General features: G+C 72.4%; 13 protein-coding genes. 8 read left to right on the top strand and 5 right to left on the bottom strand.

All coding sequences use genetic code 11. The features are described 5' to 3' along the window. Positions 1 to 21: 21 nt before the first annotated feature. The 3 genes from ACFWI4_RS37565 to ACFWI4_RS37555 all read right to left on the bottom strand — a co-directional run bounded on the left by ACFWI4_RS37565 (position 22) and on the right by ACFWI4_RS37555 (position 5,753). On the bottom strand, positions 22 to 1,560 hold the full coding sequence (locus ACFWI4_RS37565) for a DUF5719 family protein (protein ID WP_387205702.1): 1,539 nt from the start codon (positions 1,558 to 1,560) through the stop codon (positions 22 to 24). Then, a complete protein-coding gene (locus ACFWI4_RS37560) occupies positions 1,557 to 5,291 on the bottom strand; it encodes a glycosyltransferase family 2 protein (protein WP_387205700.1) in 3,735 nt (1,244 codons plus the stop codon). Before ACFWI4_RS37560 ends, ACFWI4_RS37565 begins: the two co-directional genes overlap by 4 nt. 198 nt (positions 5,292 to 5,489) lie before the next feature. After that, positions 5,490 to 5,753: a WhiB family transcriptional regulator gene (locus ACFWI4_RS37555; protein WP_003975777.1), complete on the bottom strand. Its 264-nt coding sequence runs from the start codon at positions 5,751 to 5,753 to the stop codon at positions 5,490 to 5,492. A 730-nt stretch (positions 5,754 to 6,483) separates the two neighbouring features. On the opposite strand from ACFWI4_RS37555, the gene ACFWI4_RS37550 reads away from it, so the two are divergent. The 4 genes from ACFWI4_RS37550 (at position 6,484) to ACFWI4_RS37535 (ending at position 10,572) form a co-directional block, all read left to right on the top strand. Then, positions 6,484 to 6,972, top strand: coding sequence for a cysteine dioxygenase (locus tag ACFWI4_RS37550; RefSeq protein ID WP_385400001.1), 489 nt, complete (start codon positions 6,484 to 6,486; stop codon positions 6,970 to 6,972). Positions 6,973 to 7,042: 70 nt separating this feature from the next. Next, positions 7,043 to 8,026 (top strand): 2-phospho-L-lactate transferase, encoded by a 984-nt coding sequence (gene cofD, locus ACFWI4_RS37545; protein ID WP_387205697.1) that lies wholly within the window; start codon positions 7,043 to 7,045, stop codon positions 8,024 to 8,026. Continuing rightward, a complete protein-coding gene (locus tag ACFWI4_RS37540; protein WP_387205695.1) occupies positions 8,023 to 9,435 on the top strand; it encodes a coenzyme F420-0:L-glutamate ligase in 1,413 nt (470 codons plus the stop codon). The genes cofD and ACFWI4_RS37540 overlap by 4 nt, the downstream gene beginning before the upstream one ends. A 111-nt stretch (positions 9,436 to 9,546) precedes the next feature. Continuing rightward, positions 9,547 to 10,572: a DNA-3-methyladenine glycosylase family protein gene (locus ACFWI4_RS37535; RefSeq protein WP_387205693.1), complete on the top strand. Its 1,026-nt coding sequence runs from the start codon at positions 9,547 to 9,549 to the stop codon at positions 10,570 to 10,572. A gap of 305 nt (positions 10,573 to 10,877) precedes the next feature. Here ACFWI4_RS37535 and ACFWI4_RS37530 read toward each other — a convergent pair whose 3' ends face one another. Continuing rightward, entirely contained in the window at positions 10,878 to 11,960 is a 1,083-nt protein-coding gene (locus tag ACFWI4_RS37530) for a sugar phosphate nucleotidyltransferase (protein ID WP_387205691.1), read from the bottom strand. A gap of 196 nt (positions 11,961 to 12,156) precedes the next feature. Further along, positions 12,157 to 13,620: a peptidoglycan recognition protein gene (locus tag ACFWI4_RS37525; protein WP_387205689.1), complete on the bottom strand. Its 1,464-nt coding sequence runs from the start codon at positions 13,618 to 13,620 to the stop codon at positions 12,157 to 12,159. A 128-nt stretch (positions 13,621 to 13,748) separates the two neighbouring features. Between ACFWI4_RS37525 and ACFWI4_RS37520 the strand changes: the two genes are divergently transcribed. The 4 genes from ACFWI4_RS37520 (at position 13,749) to ACFWI4_RS37505 (ending at position 19,917) form a co-directional block, all read left to right on the top strand. Beyond that, a complete protein-coding gene (locus ACFWI4_RS37520) occupies positions 13,749 to 14,504 on the top strand; it encodes a TIGR03089 family protein (protein WP_387205687.1) in 756 nt (251 codons plus the stop codon). 191 nt (positions 14,505 to 14,695) lie between these two features. Then, positions 14,696 to 16,021 (top strand): LCP family protein, encoded by a 1,326-nt coding sequence (locus tag ACFWI4_RS37515; protein ID WP_387205685.1) that lies wholly within the window; start codon positions 14,696 to 14,698, stop codon positions 16,019 to 16,021. Positions 16,022 to 16,267: 246 nt separating this feature from the next. Further along, entirely contained in the window at positions 16,268 to 18,058 is a 1,791-nt protein-coding gene (locus ACFWI4_RS37510) for an LCP family protein (RefSeq protein WP_387205683.1), read from the top strand. A 119-nt stretch (positions 18,059 to 18,177) separates the two neighbouring features. Then, positions 18,178 to 19,917 carry an LCP family protein gene (locus ACFWI4_RS37505; RefSeq protein WP_387205681.1) on the top strand — a complete coding sequence of 580 codons (1,740 nt, stop codon included), beginning with the start codon at positions 18,178 to 18,180 and terminating at the stop codon, positions 19,915 to 19,917. The last annotated feature ends 131 nt before the right edge of the window (positions 19,918 to 20,048 follow it).

The following is a 20,048-nucleotide window of genomic DNA, read 5'->3' as shown; positions in this document are numbered from 1 at the left end:
CCCGCACGTCTCAGTCCCGCGTCACTGCTTGAGCAGCACCGAGAGGTCCTGCCGGGCGTCCGGCACCGAGACCGTCCCGCGGTCGTCCGGAAGGTTCTGGATGGTGAAGCCGGACACGCCCTCCTGGGTCGCCGAGAGCATCCGGGAGGCGTAGACCGGGCCTCCGGAGACCTGTTCGACGGTGAGGGCGTACGTGCCCTTGACGCCGCTCGGGACGGGCGCTTCGACGTTCTGGGTGGTCCCGCCCTTGATGGTGAACGTCTTCGAGACGGCCGTACCGCCCCCGCTGCCGGCGGACGCGGTGACCTTGACCGTGGCCCCCTCGCCCGGGGCGGTCACGGCGAGCGTGGACCCCTTGGCGGTGTTGTCGGCGACCGTCGCGCGCGCGCCGACCGGAGCGGTGGCCGGGATGAACGCGCTCTCCTGGGCGGCGCCCTTGCCGCGCACCACCCGCAGGGCGGCGACGACCGGCACCGACGTGCCGGTGGGCGTGAGGACCAGGGAGCCCGCCTCGCCGCGGGTGACGTCCCCGAGGTCGACGGCGGAGGTCATGCCGGCCTTCACGTGCAGGGTCTCGTTGCCCGCCGGGGTGATCGTCCCCGAGGGCGAGGCGAGGCGGACCTTCAGGTCGGCGTCCGTGTCACCGGGCGCGAAGACGACCAGGCGCACCGAGGTGGCGTCCTTGGGGATGCCCGGCATGACGAGACTGTCCGCCGGATCGGCGGAGGCGGCCAGCCAGTCGCCGCCGGTCTTGGTGTCCAGCGCCTGCACGGCGGCCCCGACCCGGCCGCTGCGGACCTTCACGTGCACGGTGAGGTCGTCCTGCGGATCGCCGGCGAGCGTGTTCAGCAGGATCGGCTCGCTCGCGTGCGCCTGGACCGTGATCCCGTCGGCCACCGTGGACTTGAGGGTGCCGTCCTTGCCGTACAGATCGATGTCGACGACCGCGGCCGCGTCGTCCGGGTTCGTCAGGTGCACGTAATCGGTGCGCTGTGCCGCGGTGCTGGCGCCCGGGAACCAGAACTCGGTGTCGGGAGCGGTGCAGTTGGCGCCGAGCAGGCCGCGTCCGACGCCCGCGACGACCTCGGTGGTCTGCTGGACGGTCCAGCCGGGGGCGAACCTGCCGGACGCGAGGCCGACCAGCGCGGGCGTGTCGGGTCCCGAGGCGTCGCCGGTCGCGGGCTTGCCGGGCTCCTTGGGCTGGACGACCGGCTTGGCGGCCTTGGCCCCGCCCTTGGCCCCGCTCTTCCCGGCGCTCTTGCCGCCGGAGGAGGCGGTTCCGTCGGCCGACTCCTCTGTGGCCGACTGGAGTTGGGCCTTGCCGCCGGCGCTCGTACCCTCCACGACGGGCGTGTACGAGGTGTACGAGGTGTCCGCGATGTCGGAGGTGCTCGGCTGCGGACACAACAGGCTGGTGCGCTCCACGGGCAGCCGCGCGGCCGTGGCGGCCACGCCGCCGGCCGTACCGGACGACGTGCCGGACGGCTTGAGGGTCGCGAACCCGGTGACGGCGCCGAGCGCGGTCACCGCGGCGATCAGGGACAGGGTGGTGCGGTTCACTGACGGCTCCCGTCGGGGCGCTCATTGTCGGTGCCGTGCGGCTGCGAGGGGCCGTAGCCGGGGTCGTAGCCCTGCTCGCCCGTCTCGTAGCCCTGGCCCCGGGAATCGAAGGGCCGGCCGTTCGCGTCGTAGCCCTGGCCGTAGTTCTGGTCGTACGCCGCCGTGCCGCCGTAGGCGTACGGGTCGTACTGGCCGCCCTGGTACTGCTCCGAGCCGTAGGGCTGCTCGTAGCCGCCCGCCGGGTACCCCTGGCCGCCCTCGTACTGCTCGCCGCCGTAGGTGTCGTACTCGGCGTTCGCGTAGCCCGGGCCGTCCCAGTCGCCGTACGACTGCTGGTGCGGGACGGAGACGGCCGGCGCCTCCTGGTCCTCGTCCTCGTCCCCGCCGGCGTCCGCCGGGAACCCGTCGTCGAACTCCTGGTCCTCGTCCGGCTGCCCGGACCCGGCCTCCGCCTCGGCCTCGGCCTGGGCGCGCAGACGGCGGGCACGGCGGCCGTCGCCCGTCAGGTCCTCGGCGGTGACCGGCTGCTGCTCCTCGGGGAGGTCGTCGTCGATGTCCTGGCGCCGCCCGGGCAGGGCGAGCACCACGAGGACCAGCGCGAGGGCGCCCTGGGCCCACGTCCAGGCCGTGTGGGCCAGCGGGGCGTCGAAGGTGATGTCCAGCTTTCCGCCCTCGGCGGGCAGTTGGAAGCCCTGGGCCCAGCCGTCGACCGTGGTGCCGGTGAGCGGCTTGCCGTCCAGGGTCGCCGTCCAGCCGGGGTCCGCGCTGTCGGCGAGCCGCAGGACGCGTCCCGCGGAACCGGTGGGGATCTCGGTGTGGACCTCGACCGGGCCCGCGGCGATGGACTCCGCCTCGCCGGACGGCGGGACGATCGCGGCGCGCGAGACCTGCTGGTCGACGCGCCACAGGGCGCTGCCGTCCTGCTGGCTCAGCCGGGACAGGCCCGTGGTGGCGTCCAGGACGCGGCTCACCTCGCGGGGCGCGCCCTTGCGGACCAGGACGTAGCGCACGGCGAAGCCGCCGAGCTCGTCGGCCTGGTCGGCGCCCGATCCCGCCACCAGGTTGGCGACGACCTTGTCGAGCTTCTTGTTCTCGCCGCCGGACGCGGCGAGTTCGGCGTCACCGAGACGGGCGCCGGAACCGCGGACGAGGACGTAGCCGACCTCCGCGGCCGAGCGGCTGTCCAGGACGAGCGTGCGGGCCTGGTCGCGGGTGCCGCTCTCCTCGGCGACGAACGCGGGCACCTGCACCGGGTCGCGGCGCTCCACGGGTCCGTCGGCGCCGCGGATGATCCATCCGGCGGCGACCAGCAACGGGCCCGCGGCGCAGGCGAAGGCGATGAGCGCGGCCACCGGCTGGCGCCAGCCGAAGCTCTGCTCGGCCACGCGCGCGCGTGCCCCGTCGGAGCCGACGGCGGCGGCCGCGAGCAGCGCGAGGCCGTAGACCAGGGTCGCGGGTCCCGCCCAGGTGGAGCGGTTGGACAGGGCCGCGAAGACGAGTGCCACGACGGCGATGACCCAGGCGGTACGGATCCCGGCCTGGCGCTCGGAGCGCAGCAGGGCGGCCAGCGCGGCGAGCACGATGCCGAAGAGCATCAGTCCGCTGACGGTGCCGGGTCCACCGGGGCTGGCGCTGAGCAGGTCGAGCGCGGAGGCCGCGCTCGTGCCGTAGTCCAGGCCGGCCTGCTTGAAGAAGCCGAACGGCAGCAGGGTCAGCGACCAGGGGGCGAGGACCAGCAACGGGGTGCCGAGCTGGGCCAGGAAGCGCAGTCCGTAGGCGGGGATCTCCCGGCGGCGCACCACGAGGAGCGCGAGGCCGAGGACGAGCGCGATGGGCCACACGATCGGGGTGAAGGCCGTCGTGAACGTGAGCAGCAGGGCGTACGCCCAGGTCGCGCGCCAGCTGCCGCGGGCCCGGGAGCCGTTCGCGAGGCCGCTCGCCGCGATGCCCGCGCGCGCGATGAGCGGCAGCAGGATCGCGAGGACGGCGGTGCCGATGCGGCCGCCGGCGAGGGCGCCGGTGGCGGCGGGCAGGAAGGCGTAGGCGACGGACGCCCAGGCGCGGAGCAGCCGGGACTCGACGAGGGGCCGTGAGGCGAAGTACGCGGCGAAGCCGGCCAGCGGCACGGATCCCACGAGGAGCACGGTGACCGCGAGCCCGGTGGAGCCGAGAAGCACGGAGGCGAGCAGGGCGACGAGCGCGAGGTAGGGCGGGGCGGAGCCGGTGGAGCCCGCGCCGACCGGATGCCAGGCGTCGAGGTAACGCGCCCACAGTTCGGAGGAGTCGGCGGGGGCGGGCAGCAGCGCGCCGCCCGAGAGGGCCCCGCCGCCGAGGAGCTGGCGGCAGGCGAGGAGCGAGACGAACAGCAGCACCAGGAAGAGCATCGGGCCGGGGTTGCGCGCGATGCGCTTGATCCGGGCGAACTGCTCGATCTCCAGGAAGTCCCCGTCGTCGCCGCCCGGTCCGGACTCGACGGCGCCTCCGTGCCGTCCGGCGCCGGTGGTGGCCTCGGCGTCGGAGCCGCTCGTCAGGTTGCCGGCGACCTGCTCGAAGGTGGCCCGCACGGTGGCGCCCGGGGGCGGGAACAGGGGCCGCAGTTCGCCCTTGTCGACCTGGGGACGGCCGCGCCTGCGCCGCCCGGCGATGATCCGCTCGGGTCGCAGCAGGACGCTCAGCAGGCCGCGGATCTCGTCGACGGCCTGTCCGGGGACCTTGCCCACGAGGTAGGCGAGGGTGCGCATCACGGTGCCGAGGACGAGACGGATCAGGATCCAGGGGACCTGCGCGGTACGGGCGTTGACGAGGAGGGTGTAGACGGCGCCGGCCTTGTCGACCCGGTGCGGGGACGCGGCGGTGCGGCCCACGCAGTCGACGGCGCGGCGCTCGCGGGAGGCCGCCTCGGCGTGCCGTACGACGGCCTCCGGGGCGACGAGGACCCGGTGGCCCGCGGCCTGGGCGCGCCAGCACAGGTCGACGTCGTCGCGCATGAGGGGCAGCCGGCGGTCGAAGCCGCCGAGCTCCTCGAAGACGTCGCGGCGGATGAGCATGCCGGCGGTGGACACGGAGAGCACGGGGTGGACGTGGTCGTGCTGTCCCTGGTCCTGCTCGCGCCGGTCGAGACCGGTCCAGCGGCGGCCCGAGTTGGCGATGGTGACGCCGACCTCGAGGAGCGCCCTGCGGTCGTACCAGCCGCGGAGCTTGGGGCCGACGACGGCGACGTCCTGGCCGGCCTCCGCCTCGCTCTCCACGACGCGCAGCATCTGGGCCAGCGCGTCGGGTTCCGGGGCGCTGTCGTCGTGCAGCAGCCAGAGCCACTGCTCGGGTTCGCCGTGCGGGAGGTCCGGGAGGTCGTAGGTGTCGTCGCGCCAGCTGCGGGTGACGGGGTCCCAGCCGCTCGGACGCTTGAGATAGGGCAGATCGTCCGGGGTCAGCTCGGGGGCGGTGCGCGTCACCTCCTCGACGGCCTGGCCGAAACCGGTGCGCCGGGCCAGGTGCAGCACGCGGTCGGCGCCGAGCGCCTCGGTGAGCAGCTGGGCGGATTCGTCCGCGCTGCCGGTGTCGGCCGCCACCGCGTTCTGCACGGGGCGGTCCTGGCCGAGCAGCCCGGCGAGCGCCTGCGGCAGCCAGCGGGCGCCGTCGTGGGAGACGAGCACCGCGGTCACTACATGGCGCGGGAACTCAGGGGCGGCAGCGGCGTCGTTACTGGCTGCCGAAAGGCTGTGCACGGACATCGAGGTACGGGCCCCGGTTCGATGGACTGCGGTGGACGTCTGTGTCCGGCGGGGACAGCGGGACGTCTCGGACGAGGGCCCACACTAACGGCTGGGAAAGACGGCGGCCCGCCGCCTGTGGATAACCTGTGCCGTTTGGTCGGTGGCACCCGCCGGTACGAACCGGTGTTCCTTGTCCGCTTATGTGTGCGGTCGTTCTCAGACGGCGGCCTTCTTCAGACGGCGCCGTTCCCGCTCGGACAGACCGCCCCAGATGCCGAACCGTTCGTCGTTGGCGAGCGCGTATTCGAGGCATTCGGAGCGGACCTCGCAGGCGAGGCAGACCTTCTTGGCCTCGCGAGTGGAGCCGCCCTTCTCGGGGAAGAACGACTCGGGGTCGGTCTGGGCGCACAGCGCGCGCTCCTGCCAGCCGAGTTCCTCGTCCGCGTCGTCGACCAGCAGTTGCTGCACCAGCTCGGTCATGTGCGCCCCTCGTCTGTCTTTCGCGTCCCCGTGATGCTGCCGTCACCTGTTCCGGCTGAACGACACGAGTGAAATTACAAGTGTGCCGATCCGGGCCAGTCAAGCCGAGATCTGCTATTGGGCCCCTTATTCACTCTGCGGAACCAAGGCAATGCAGAAAGTGTTCAAATCGGCATAAACCCTGACAGCCCAAGAGGTCCAGGTCAGACGCCCACCCCTCACAAGAGGAGGACGTCCAGGCGTTCGATCTCGTTCCGACGGAGACCCCGAAGCGAATCGGATCACATTTAGATCACGGGTCCGCGGCGAGGTTTGTTCACCCGGTTGTGCGCCATGTGTCCGGGGAGCTCGCTGAACAAACCTTTCGCCTGCCAGATGAACCGGATGAGGTGAAACATCTCCCACATACCGGACATGCAGTTGACAGTCGAGGTGTGAACCGGTGTCCTTGTGGGCATGTTCGCGTACTCGGCTTCCACCTCGACCCGCACCGCCGGGTCCCTCGGTGCTGCCCGCGCGCGCTGTAGCTGTTGTTGCTGTCCCAGCTGTTGAGCCCTACCGCGCTCCGGCTGCCTCGCCGCCACTGAGGCGAACCCCCCGCCCCTCACCGGGGCCACCGCCCGCACCCGGGCTCCTCCCCACCCCCGACCAGGGCGGAATCCCCGCTCGTGACCCGCGCGGGAACGGCCAGCGACACCCAGCACTCTCCCGCCGAGGAACCACCGCACCCATGAACAGCGACAGCGACCTCCAGATCGCCGGCGACATCCTCGAAGTCCCGCACCTGCTCCAGCCGCCGCGCGAACACCCCTCCACCGTGGCCGAGTTCGCCGGTCTCGCGCGCTCCATCGCCGCCGACCGCCCCCGGTGGGAACACCTCGTCCGCTACGACGCCGCCTCACGCTGGTACCACCGGCTGAGCACGGGCCCCGGCTACGAGGTGTGGCTGCTGTCCTGGGTGCCGGGACAGGGCAGCGGACTGCACGACCACGGAGGCTCCTCCGGCGTGCTGACGGTTCTGGACGGCGCACTGACCGAGCGCACCGAGCGGGGCACGCGCGCCCTGGGCTCCGGCGCGCAGCGCGTGTTCGCGCCCGGCTATGTCCACGAGGTCGTCAACGACTCGCTCGAACCGGCCGTCAGCCTCCACATCTATTACCCGGGTCTCACCGAGATGCCGATGCACGCGGCGCGCTGCGCGGTCGCCGAGACCGTGTGAGGCGTTCGCCGTGACCGGGGTCCCGTAACCGGCTGACACGATGTCGTAGCCGCCTGCGAGACTGAACCCCATGCGCATTGTGGTTCTGGCAGGCGGTATCGGTGGTGCACGGTTCCTGCGTGGTCTCCAGCGGGCCGTGCCGGACGCGGACATCACGGTCGTCGGCAACACCGGCGACGACATCCATCTCTTCGGGCTGAAGGTCTGCCCGGACCTCGACACGGTGATGTACACGCTCGGCGGCGGCATCAACGAGGAGCAGGGCTGGGGGCGGGCCGACGAGACCTTCCACCTCAAGGAGGAGCTCGCGGCGTACGGACTCGGGCCGGAGTGGTTCGGGCTCGGCGACCGCGACTTCGCGACGCACATCGTGCGGACGCAGATGATGGGCGCGGGCTATCCGCTCAGCGCCGTCACGGAGGCCCTGTGCGACCGGTGGAAGCCGGGCGTGCGCCTCATCCCCATGTCCGACGACCGCGTCGAGACCCATGTCGCCGTCACCCTGCCCGAGGGCGACCCGGCCGGGGCCGCCGGCGAGCGCAAGGTGATCCACTTCCAGGAGTACTGGGTCCGGCTGCGCGCCTCCGTGCCGGCCGAGGCGATCGTGCCGGTCGGCGCCGAGCAGGCCAAGCCCGCTCCCGGGGTGCTGGAGGCCATCGCGGAGGCGGACGTCATCCTCTTCCCGCCGTCCAACCCCGTGGTGTCCGTCGGCACCATCCTCGCCGTGCCCGGCATCCGCGAGGCCATCGCCGAGGCGGGGGTGCCGGTCGTCGGCCTCTCCCCCATCGTCGGTGACGCGCCGGTGCGCGGCATGGCCGACAAGGTCCTGGCCGCGGTGGGCGTCGAGTCCACCGCCGCCGCGGTCGCCGAGCACTACGGCTCGGGCCTGCTGGACGGCTGGCTCGTCGACTCCGTGGACGCCTCCTCCGTGGAGCGCGTCGAGTCGGCCGGCATCCGCTGCCGGGCCGTACCCCTGATGATGTCCGACCTCGACGCGACGGCGGAGATGGCGCGGCAGGCGCTGGCGCTGGCGGAGGAGGTACGGACGTCATGAGCGCGATGGACGCGGCGGCACCCGGCGGCTCCGGGCACGAGGAGCATGCGGAAGGACACACGGAAGTCCACCCCCTCGGGGAACACCGCGGGGAACACCCCGGGCGGCCCGCCGGCACGGGTTACCGGGTCTGGGCGCTGGACGGGCTTCCCGAGGTGCGGCGGGGGGACGACCTGGCGAAGCTCGTCGCCGCGGCCGAACCCGGGCTCGTGGACGGCGACGTGCTGCTCGTCACCTCCAAGATCGTGTCGAAGGCCGAGGGACGGATCGTCGAGGCCACCGACCGGGAGGCCGCCATCGACGCCGAGACGGTCCGGGTCGTGGCCCGCCGGGGCGCGCTGCGGATCGTCGAGAACCGGCAGGGCCTCGTGATGGCCGCCGCCGGGGTCGACGCCTCCAACACCCCCGCCGGGACGGTGCTGTTGCTGCCCGAGGACCCCGACGCCTCCGCGCGGGCAATCCGCGCGGGACTACGGGACGCGCTCGGCGTCGACGTCGGCGTCGTGATCACGGACACCTTCGGACGGCCGTGGCGCACCGGGCTCACCGACGTCGCGATCGGCGCCGCGGGCGTCGAGGTGCTGGACGACCTGCGCGGGCACACCGACGCGCACGGCAATCCGCTGAGCGCGACCGTCGTGGCCACGGCCGACGAACTCGCCGCCGCCGGCGACCTGGTCAAGGGCAAGTCCTCCGGGCTGCCCGTCGCCGTCGTGCGCGGGCTGGCCCACCTGGTGGCCGCCGGGGACGGCACGGGGGCGCGGGCGATGGTGCGCGGCGCGCGGGACGACATGTTCCGGCTGGGCACCTCGGAGGCCGTACGGGAGGCCGTGACCCAGCGGCGTACGGTACGGGCCTTCACGGACGAGCCGGTCGACCCCGGTGCCGTACGCCGTGCCGTCGCCGCGGCGGTGACCGCGCCCGCGCCGCACCACACCACGCCCTGGCGGTTCGTGCTCCTGGAGTCGGAGGCGTCGCGGACGCGGCTGCTCGACGCCATGCGGGACGCGTGGGTCGCGGATCTGCGGGCCGACGGGAAGAGCGAGGAGTCCATCGCCAAGCGGGTCCGCCGGGGTGACGTGCTGCGCAACGCGCCGTATCTCGTGGTGCCGTGTCTGGTCATGGACGGCTCGCACACCTACGGCGACGTACGGCGGGACGGTGCCGAGCGCGAGATGTTCGTGGTCGCCACCGGAGCGGGCGTGCAGAACTTCCTGGTCGCGCTGGCCGGGGAGCGGCTGGGCTCCGCGTGGGTGTCGTCGACGATGTTCTGCCGCGACGTCGTGCGCGAGGTCCTGGAGCTGCCGGACGACTGGGACCCCATGGGTGCCGTGGCCGTCGGACACGCGGCGGAGGAGCCGAGGGCACGGCCCGCACGGGACGCGGCCGCGTTCGTCGCCGTTCGCTGACCGGCCCGGGGCGCCCTCCGTGTGGGGGCGCTTTCGGGGTGTTCTGCTCGGGGGTGCGGGGGAGCGCCTACTCTCGTAGGACAGCCCCTGTGTCTCCCTAGGACCTCATCCTTGTCCGGACGTTTCGCTCCCCGGCCGACGCGTACGAGCGTGCGCGGCGGGCATGTCGCGGTGCCCGCCGCGGCCGGAGGGCGGCTGCCGGGCGCGGTGCCCCGTCAGGCGGCCGAGCCCGGGCGCGTCCGCACCTGGACGCCCGACGGGCCGCTCGATCTCGGGCTCGTGCTCGGGCCGCTGCGGCGCGGGCCCGGCGATCCGACCTTCCGCACGACCCCCGACGGGGCCGTGTGGCGCACCAGCCGTACGCCCGCCGGGCCCGGGACCCTGCGGGTCTCCCTGCACGGCGCGGTGGCCCGGGGCGAGGCCTGGGGGCCGGGCGCCGACTGGCTCCTCGAAGGGCTCCCCGATCTGCTCGGCGCCGCCGACGATCCCGCCGCCTTCGAACCGCGGCACCGACTCGTCGCGCTCGCCCGGCACCGGCGGCCCGGTCTGCGGCTGGTGCGGACCGGGCTCGTGATGGAGTCGCTGATCCCGTCCGTCCTGGAGCAGAAGGTCACCACCGACGAGGCGTACCGGGCCTGGCGGCTGCTGGTGCGGAGGTTCGGGGAGCCGGCGCCCGGGCCCGCCCCCGAGCGGATGTACGTCATGCCGGCGCCGCGGACGTGGGCCCTGGTCCCGTCCTGGGAGTGGCACCGGGCCGGGGTCGACGACAAGCGGGCCGGCACGATTCTGCGGGCCGTGCGGGTCGCGGCGCGGCTGGAGGAGGCTGTCGGGTTCGATGCCGTGGGGGCTCGGCGGCGGCTGGAGCTGGTGCCCGGGGTGGGGCCCTGGACCTCCGCGGAGGTCGTGCAGCGGAGTCATGGTTGCGCGGATTCGGTGACCGTCGGGGATCTGCATCTGCCGGGGATCGTGGGGTACGCGTTGGCCGGGGACCGGGACGCGGACGACTCCGTCATGCTGGAGCTGCTTGAGCCCTACGCCGGGCAGCGGCATCGGGCGGCTCGGCTGATCCTGCTGTCCGGGCGTACTCCGCCCCGGCGTACGCCGAAGATGCCTCGCACGGACATCGGGCTGCTCTAGTCCTGGGCCGGGATCGGGATCCGGCTCCGGGCAAGCGGGATTTCGCCCCCTCCGCCCCTGCCCGACCCGTACCCGGGGCTCCGCCCCAGACCCCGCTCCTCAAACGCCGGAGGGGCTGAGTCTTTCCCCCGCGGCCGAAAAGGGACCGGAGCGGCTGAGCCTTTACCCCGGCGCGAAGAGGGGCCGGAGGGGGCTGAAACTTGCCCGCGCGGCTGAAAAGGAGTCCGGAGCGGCTGAACCTTTGCCCCGGCCCGAAGAGGGACCGGAGGGGCTGGAGTCTTGCCCCTCCGGCGTGCAGCAGTGGGTTACTGGTCCGAGGAGAAGCGGAGCGTTGATGCCGGGATCCGGGCGTCGCACCAGACGCGGACTCCCTCGCGGAGTTCGTTGTCGGGGCCGACGACCGCTCCGTCGCCGATGACCGCGCCGGACAGGACGGTGCGTTCGCCGATGCGGGCCCCCGCTCCGACGAAGGAGTCGGTGACGACAGCGCCGGGTTCGACGACCGCTCCGGCGAGGACCGTGCTGCCGGAGATCCGGGCACCCTCGCCGATCCGGGCGCCCTCGCCGACGACCGTTCCGCCGGTGAGCTTGGCGTCGGCGGCCACCGTGGCCGTGGGCAGGACCAGCCGGTCGCCGCAGCGGCCCGGAACGGCCGGGGACGGGGCGCGGCCGAGCACCAGGTCGGCGGAACCGCGGACGAAGGCCTGCGGGGTGCCGAGGTCCAGCCAGTAGGTGGAGTCCACCATGCCCTGGAGGTGGGCGCCGGTGGCGAGGAGCTCCGGGAAGGTCTCCCGCTCCACCGAGACCGGGCGGCCCGCGGGGATCGTGTCGATGACCGAGCGCCGGAAGACGTACGCGCCCGCGTTGATCTGGTCGGTGACGATCTCCTCGGGGGTCTGCGGCTTCTCCAGGAAGGCCGTGACGCGCCCGGTGGCGTCGGTGGGGACCAGGCCGAAGGCGCGCGGGTCCTCCACCCGGGTCAGGTGCAGGGAGACGTCCGCGCCCGTCGTCTCGTGGACCGACACCAGCGCGGGGATGTCCAGGCCCGTGAGGATGTCGCCGTTGAAGATCAGGACCGGGTCGTCGGGACCGGAGTGCAGCCGGGACGCCACGTTGCGGATGGCGCCGCCCGTGCCCAGCGGCTCCTCCTCGGTGACGTACTCGATGTGGAGGCCCAGCGAGGACCCGTCGCCGAAGTACGGCTCGAAGACCTCGGCGAGGTAGGAGGTCGCCAGCACGATGTGCTCGACGCCCGCCGCGCGCGCCCGCGCCAGCTGGTGCGTGAGGAAGGGGACCCCGGCCGCGGGGACCATCGGCTTGGGCGTGCGCACGGTGAGCGGGCGCAGCCGGGTGCCTCTGCCGCCGACCAGGAGGATCGCTTCTGTCACCTGTCGTCTCTGCTTCCTGCCGGGACCGGCCGAACTGTCTTTCGGCCGGCCAGTTTATGCAGACCGTTCGATGGCGCCTTCGATGGCCGTGCGGTAGTCCTTCGACGGGCCTCTGCCGTGACCTCGGGTGATCTCCGCCGGAACGGCCCCGCCGGTCCGTCGTCGGCCGGGCCGTTCCGGGTGACCGCGGGGCGGTCTAGCGGCCCTGGTAGCGGGCCGCCGTCGTTCTGGCCGTGCCGAGCTTGCCGTAGAGGAGCCGTCCGGGGCACTCCGTGGCGAATCCGTCCCGATGGCCGGAGATCACGTTCAGTCGTACGTTCTTTCCTTTTCGGTAGAGATTGCCACCGGCCGACTTCAGGTATGTCTTGCCACGCGGATCGGCTCCGTACAGACCGAGTTTCCACGCCGTGAGCCGGGAGATCGCCTTGAGCGCGGCGTCGGTCGGCTTGGTGCTGCCGAAACTGCCGATCACGGCGATGCCCATGCTGTTCGTGTTGAACCCGCGGGTGTGGGCGCCCATGACCGCCTTGGCGACTCCTCCGGCCCTGCCCTCGTAGATGTTTCCGCACTTGTCGATGAGGAAGTTGTAGCCGATGTCACGCCAGCCGCTGCTCACCACGTGATAGCGGTAGATACTGCGGATGACCGAAGGGGCCTGCGAGCAGCTGTACTTGTTCCCCGACGCCGTGTGGTGCACGAAGGCCGCCTTGACGGACTTCGTGTAGAGGAACCCGCGCTCGCGGAGGTTCTCGTTCGCGCCCCAGCCGCGCCGCGTGATGATGGCCGGGCGCGGGCCGATGTACGGCGTGGCGCGGCGGTCGGTCCTGCCGTCGGGGAAGTACGTGCGTTCCGTCTCCGCCCGCGAGAGGGCGGGGATCACGGTCCCCCGCGCACCCTCGCCGCCCGCGACGCCCGAGGCACCCGAGGCCGAGGCGCCCGGCACACCGTCGGCGCCCGAGACCCCGGAGCCATCCCGTGCGCCCACGTGCACGCTCCTGGCGCGCAGGCCCGAGGGCGCTCCCCCGGCCCGGCCGGCCGGCCGGGTGGCGGGTGCCGGGGGATCCCCGCCGGGGTCGACGAGTTCGAGGCGCAGGCCGCCGGGGAGGGCCGCGGCCGCCGGGGAGGTGAGGCGCCGTTCCTGCGGCGCGTCCTCGCCGCCCTGCTCCAGCCCCTCCGTGGCGTCCCGCGCCGCCTGTGCCGCCTCGACGCGGACCTCGACACCGTCCGAGTTCCCCACCCACAGGGGGGCGGTGGAGCCGTGCACCCGGTGCGACGTGCTCTCGGCGGTGTCCGGATCGGGGGCGTGCTCGTCGTTGTGGGTCTCGACGTCCTGCCAGTCCGACCAGTCGCCGGTCCCGGCCGCCCGGGTGCGGACCTGGACCCGGCCGTTCAGCTCGCTGGCCGGGTCGTCCCAGATCACGCCGACCAGGGAGAACGGCCGTACGTGGCGGGGGGCGAGGCCCTGCGTCTGCGCCGTCGGGCCGAGGGAGCGTTTGCGGGTGAGGGGGACGAGGGGCAGGGACTGGGTGCTGCCGGGGGCGGCGGCCTCCGACGTCACCGTCGACGGCCCGGCCTGGGCCGGGGTGGCGGGCAGGGTGAGCGGAAGGGCGAGAGCGGCCGCGCAGGTGACGCCGACCGAGGAACCAAGGAATCCACGCATGCTCCTGATCCTGGACATAGTCATACATATCTGTCCATTGCGGAATTGACGGACCGTCGGACGCGCTCCGCCGAACCGGTGGCGCGCTCGGGCCGTGTCGCGCGACGCCCCCGCGTACGCTTGCGCGCGTGAAAGCCACCGACCGCACCCCTGCCGACCTGCTGCGATCCGCGCTCTCCGAGGACCCCGCGCGTCCTTTGGTGACCTTCTACGACGACGAGACGGGCGAGCGGGTCGAATTGTCCGTGGCCACCTTCGCCAATTGGGTGGCCAAGACCGCGAACCTGCTCCAGGGCGAGATGTCCGCCGAGCCCGGCGAGCGAGTCGCGCTGCTGCTGCCCGCGCACTGGCAGACGGCGGTGTGGCTGCTCGCCTGCTCCTCGGTGGGCGTCGTCGCGGATCTCGGCGGCGACCCGGCGGCCGCCGACCACGTCGTCGCGGGCCCCGGCCGGTTCGAGGCCGGCCTCGCCTGTTCCGGTGAGCGCGTCGCCCTCTCGCTCGCCCCGCTCGGCCGGCGTTTCCCGACGCCGCCCGCGGGATACGCCGACTACGCCGTCGAGGTGCCGAGCCAGGGCGACCGTTTCGCGCCGTACGCGCCCGTCGACCCGGAGGAGCGCGCGCTGATCGTCGCCGGGGCCGCGTACACGGGTGCCGAGGTGGTGGAGCAGGCCCGCGCCGACGCCCCGGCGCTGGATCTGACGGGGCCCGGTTCCCGCATCCTGTCGGCGCTCCCGTACGACACCTGGGAGGGCGTGGCCGCGGGGCTCTACGCGCCGCTCGCCACCGGCGGATCCGTGGTGCTGTGCCGCAACGTCGGCCTGCTGGACGAGGACGCGCTCGCCCGGCGCATCGAGAGCGAACGGGTGACCGCGACGGCCCGCTAGGACGTTCGCCGGGCTCCGCCGGCCGGAGGCGACCTCGCGGACGCTCTCCGAGGCCTGTCCGCGGGCGGCCTCCGGCCTGCCCGGTCCCCGCACAAGGCGCCGGACGCGTCGCCCGTTCGGCCCATCACCGGCCCCCCTCGCCCGCCGCCCCGGGACATGGTCGTAGGAGCAGCCCGACACGCTCGTACGCCATGAGGGGTGGTGGTCCCGAGGTGACCGACTCCGACTCCGCGGGTACTCCCTCCGGCCGGCCGGGGGAAAAGGGGCGGGGCGCGGCGCCCAAGGGGACCGGGACCGGGCGCAGGCGGCGGCGCTGGCTGCGCTGGACGGCGACCGGGGTGGCCGTGGTGGTCCTGGGCGCGGTGGCGGCCGGCTGGGCCGTGTACGAGAAGCTGAACGGGAACATCAAGGCCGACGAGGACGCGGCGGCCGAGCTCGCCCGGTACGAGAAGGAGCGGCCCACCGCGCTGGTGCGCGGCGCGCAGAACATCCTGCTGATCGGGTCCGACTCGCGCTCGGGCGCGGGCAACGGGAAGTACGGCCGCGACTCGGGGACGGAACGGTCCGACACCACGATCCTGCTGCACCTCGCGGCGGACCGGCACAGCGCGACCGCCATGTCGCTGCCCCGCGACCTGATGGTGGACGTGCCGGGCTGCCGCCGCCCCGACGGGACCCGTACCCGCCCCATGCTCGCGATGTTCAACCACGCGTTCGAGGTGGGTGGTTCGGCCTGCACGATCCGGACCGTGGAGCGGCTCACGGACATCCGCGTCGACCACCACATGGTGGTGGACTTCCACGGCTTCAAGGACATGGTCGACGCGGTGGACGGCGTCGAGGTGTGCCTGAAGAAGCCGATCCACGACAAGGCGGCGAAGCTGAACCTGCCCGCGGGCAAGGTCGTGCTCGACGGCGAGCAGGCCCTCGGCTACGTGCGCGCCCGCAAGAGCATCGGCAACGGCAGCGACACCGACCGCATGGACCGTCAGCAGAAGTTCCTCGGCGCACTGATCGGCAAGGTGCGCAGCGACGACGTCCTGCTCAACCCGGCGAAGCTCTACCCGGTGCTGGACGCGGCCACCTCGTCGCTGACCACCGACCCGGGGCTCGCGAGCCTGCGCGGTCTCTACGACCTGGTCCGTGGCATGCGCGACATCCCCACGGAGCACATCCGGTTCCTGACCGTGCCCCGGACGTCGTACGTCCTCGACCCCAACCGCGACCAGCTCGTGGAGCCCGACGCGGCCCGGCTCTTCGCACGGCTGCGCGCGGACGAACCGGTCGCGGTCGCCGAGCGGCCGAGAGCGGCCCGGAACGGCTCACCGCATTCCGTGAATCTGTACGGAAACGGCTCGTACGGGAACAGTCCGTACGGGAACTCCCCGCGCGACCACGAAGAGGAGTCGGGCGGCGACGGAATGTCGACCGCAATAGGAGTCGCCCTCCTCTCCGGCACACCCGATCCGGCCCCGACTTTCCGCGGCAACACGGCGGCACAGGACGCCTGCGGGTAAAGCACGCGCCAAGCCGGGGAACAGGCGAGCTAAGAAGTCTCTGAAAATGGGTCGGATTGCCCGGTTGTAGGGACGTCGAATTTGTCACGGCCGTCGCTCCGCGCTGAACTGGGCGGATAGTGTGAGCGATCCGGTGCACCCGGCCACGAGGTCCGTCCTGGAGGCCGCGCACTGTTTGACCGAGACCCGAGCGCCTTTTGAGGGGGAAAGGGCGCCGCGTGGCCCCGACGGAGGATTCAGACAACCGTGGACGCGCAAGGCCGTGGGCGGGCGGACAACATCGACCCCGCAGACCAGTGGGTACTCAACCCGAGCACTGGTGAATACGAACTGCGACTGCCCCCTTCCGGAGCGCAATCGGGCGTGCCGCGACCGCGGAGGGGCGCGCCCCCGGCGGCGGCCCGCACGCGGAGCGCACCGGGCCGGGACCGCGCGGCGACGGGGCGGGACCGGGAGGCACCCGGACGGGACCGTGACGCGCCGAGGCGCGACCGCGAGCCGTCAGGCCCCGACGTACCGGGACCGCGCCGCCGGCGCGCCGAGTCGCCGGAGCCGCCCGCCGGGCGGCGGCGCGGGCGCAACCAGAAGCCCAAGAAGTCGAAGACGAAGAAGATACTGCTGTGGACCGGCGGCACCATGGCGCTGGTCCTGGTCGCCGCCACCGGCGCCGCGTACGCCTATCTCAAGCACCTCGAGGGCAACGTCACCACGACGGACGTCGGCAGTTCGGGCAAGAGCGGCTTCAGCAAGGACGAGGCCTTCAATCTGCTCATCATCGGAACCGACAAGCGCACCGGTGCGGGCAACTCGGGGTACGGCGACAAGGGCAGTGTCGGCCACGCCGACACGAACATCCTGCTGCACGTCTCCAAGGACCGGACGAACGCGACCGCGCTGAGCATCCCGCGCGACCTCATCGTCAACATCCCCGAGTGCAGGACGAAGCAGCCCGACGGGACAGAAAAGATCATTCCGGGCACGGACAATGTCCGCTTCAACACGAGCCTCGGGCAGGACGACCGCAACCCGGGCTGCACGATGGACACCGTCAAGGCGGTCACCGGCATCACGGTGGACCACTTCATGATGGCCGACTTCAACGCCGTGAAGACGCTGACCACCGCGGTCGGCGGTGTCGAGGTGTGTCTCGCGAAGAACGTCGACGACGCCAACTCGCATCTCAAGCTCTCCGCGGGCAAGCACGTGGTCGAGGGCGAGCAGGCCCTCGCCTTCGTCCGCACCCGGCACAGCTTCGGCAACGCGGGCGACCTCGACCGCATCAAGGTGCAGCAGCAGTTCATCGGCTCCCTGGTGCGCAAGATGAGTTCGAGCGACACCCTCACCAGCCCGACCAAGCTGATCAAGCTGGCCGAGGCCGCCACCAAGGCGCTCACCGTGGACACCGGCATCGGCAGCGTCAGCACGCTCAAGGACATGGCGCTGGAGCTGAAGAAGGTGCCGCCGAAGAACATCACCTTCACCACCGTGCCGGTGATAGACAACCCGGCCGAGAAGGTCCACGCCACCGTCGTGGTCAACCCGACGACGGCTCAGCCGGTGTTCGACGCGATCAAGAACGACGTGTCCTTCACCGCGGTGAAGCAGAAGGCGAAGAAGGAGAAGGCCGCGGAGGCCGCCCGCCTCAAGGGCTCCCGTTCCGCCGCGTCCGACGTCCGCATCGACATCTACAACGGCGGCGCCGAGGCGGGCTCCGCACAGGAAACTCTTAACTGGCTGCAGAATGATGAGGGCGTGCTCAAGTCCAGCCAGCTGGGCAACGCCGACGCACCGCTGAGCAAGACGACCCTGGAGTACGCTCCCGACCAGGCCGACCAGGCACGCAAGCTGGCGGATCTCATGGGGCTGTCCGGCTCGGCGCTGAAGCCCGGCAAGAGCGAGAAGAACTCACAGGGGCTGCCCGCGATCGTGCTGACCCTGGGCAAGGACTTCAAGGGCGCCGGTGTGCCTTTGACCGCTCCGACGAAGGCGCCGGACGTGGAGAAGTCCACAGCGGACAAAACAGTGTGCGCGAAGTGACCTAGCGGGTCCGTCAAGCGTCCTACAGGGCGCGAGCGGTGTCCGGCCGGGCGTGTGAACGCCCGGCCGGACGCTCGACGGACCCGTTTGTCAGGCGCAGGGTGGGGAGAGGCTGGGAGATGGCGCAAAGCAGTGTGCGCGGGGAGGGAGCACGGCCACGTGTCCCGCGAGCCGGCGAACTGGGCTGGGACGACAGCATGTACGACGAGGGCGGCCGTTCCGTTCAGACGGCGGACGACGGACCCGCCCGGCAGGACGGTGACGGCGACGCCGCGCATCCGGCCGACGGCACCCCGCAGACCGGTCCGCAGGGGCGGGGGCCGCACGGCGGGGACGACGACGGACGGCACGGGACCAAGGAACGCCCCCGGCGCAGACGCCGAATACTCCGCTGGTCGGCGACGGTGCTGTCGGTCCTGATACTCGGCACCGCCGGGGCCGGCTACGCCTACTACCGGCATCTGAACAACAACCTCAAGCAGGGCGACCTGAACATCGGCGACGCGAAGGACCGCGCCGCGAAGAGCAAACCGAACGCGGCGGGCCAGACCCCGCTGAACATCCTCCTGATCGGCTCGGACGCCCGGAACTCCACCGAGAACCAGAAGCTCGGCGGCGCCAGGGACACCTTCGACACCCCGGCCCGCGCCGACGTCCAGATGCTGCTGCACCTGTCCGCCGACCGCACCAACATGTCGGTCGTGAGCATGCCGCGCGACACCCTGCTCCAGATACCCAAGTGCACCGACCCGAAGACCGGGACGACCTACGCCGCGAGCACCTCGCTCACGATGACGAACGACTCCCTGGGCCGCGGCGGCCCCGGCTGCACGGTCGCCACCTGGGAGAAGACGACCGACATCCACATCGACCACTTCATCATGGTCGACTTCGCCGGTGTGGTGTCGATGGCCGACGCGATCGGCGGCGTCCCCGTCTGCGTGGACGCCAACATCTACTCGCACACCTCCACCGGCCACGGCTCCGGTCTCAAGCTGGAGAAGGGCACGACGTCCGTCAAGGGCAAGCAGGCCCTGCAGTGGCTGCGCACGCGGTACGGCTTCGGGGACGGCAGCGACATCGGCCGGACCAAGGCCCAGCACCAGTACATGAACTCGATGGTGCGCCAGCTGCGCGAGAACGCCACGCTGAGCAACCCGGACAAGCTGCGCAACCTCGCCGAGACGGCCACCAGCGCGCTGACCGTCGACCGGGGCCTGGGCTCGGTGACCAAGCTCTACGACCTCAGCAAAGAGCTGAGGAAGGTCCCGACCGACCGCATCACCATGACCACCATGCCGTGGGTGTACTCCAGCGACGGCAACCGGGTGCTGCCCAAGCCGACGGACGCCGACAAGGTCTGGAGGCTGCTGCGCGAGGACATCGCACTGGACGGCAAGGACAAGAAGAAGCCCGCCGAGAGGACCACCTCGGACCCCGCCGCCGCGGACGACCGGATCGCCGTACAGGTGCAGAACGGCACCCGTACCAGCGTGCTGGCCCCGGTGCCCGGACGCGCGAGCGCCGTGAGCGACCTGCTCGTCGGCAAGGGGTTCACCCAGTCCAAGGCCGACCCGTCGACCGTGACCACCGAGGCCACCACGGTGATCCGCTATCCGAGCGCCGATCTGGAGGGTGACGCCCTGCGGGTCGCCAAGGCACTCGGGATCTCGACGCACGCGGTGGAGAAGTCGGCGGACGTCTCCGGGGTCACGCTGATCGTCGGCGCCGACTGGCGGGACGGCACCACGTACAAAGCCCCCGCGGACGACGACTCGACGCCCGAGTCCGCGAAGCTCGACAAGGGTGCGGACACCGGCGCCTGCATGCACGTGGACCCGAACTACACCTGGTCGTAGAACAGCCCTCCGGCAGAACGGAGTCGGGGCCCCCTCGCGGGGGGGGGGGGGGCGCCACGTGTGCGGGGCGGGGCAGTTGGGGCCGCGGTGCACCGCGGGCCGCCGCGGGGCGGGGTACGAGCGGGGCCGGG

It is taken from the genome of Streptomyces sp. NPDC127038 (assembly GCF_042725875.1).
GTDB lineage: Bacteria > Actinomycetota > Actinomycetes > Streptomycetales > Streptomycetaceae > Streptomyces.
This window is presented reverse-complemented; position numbering and strand designations above follow the sequence as displayed.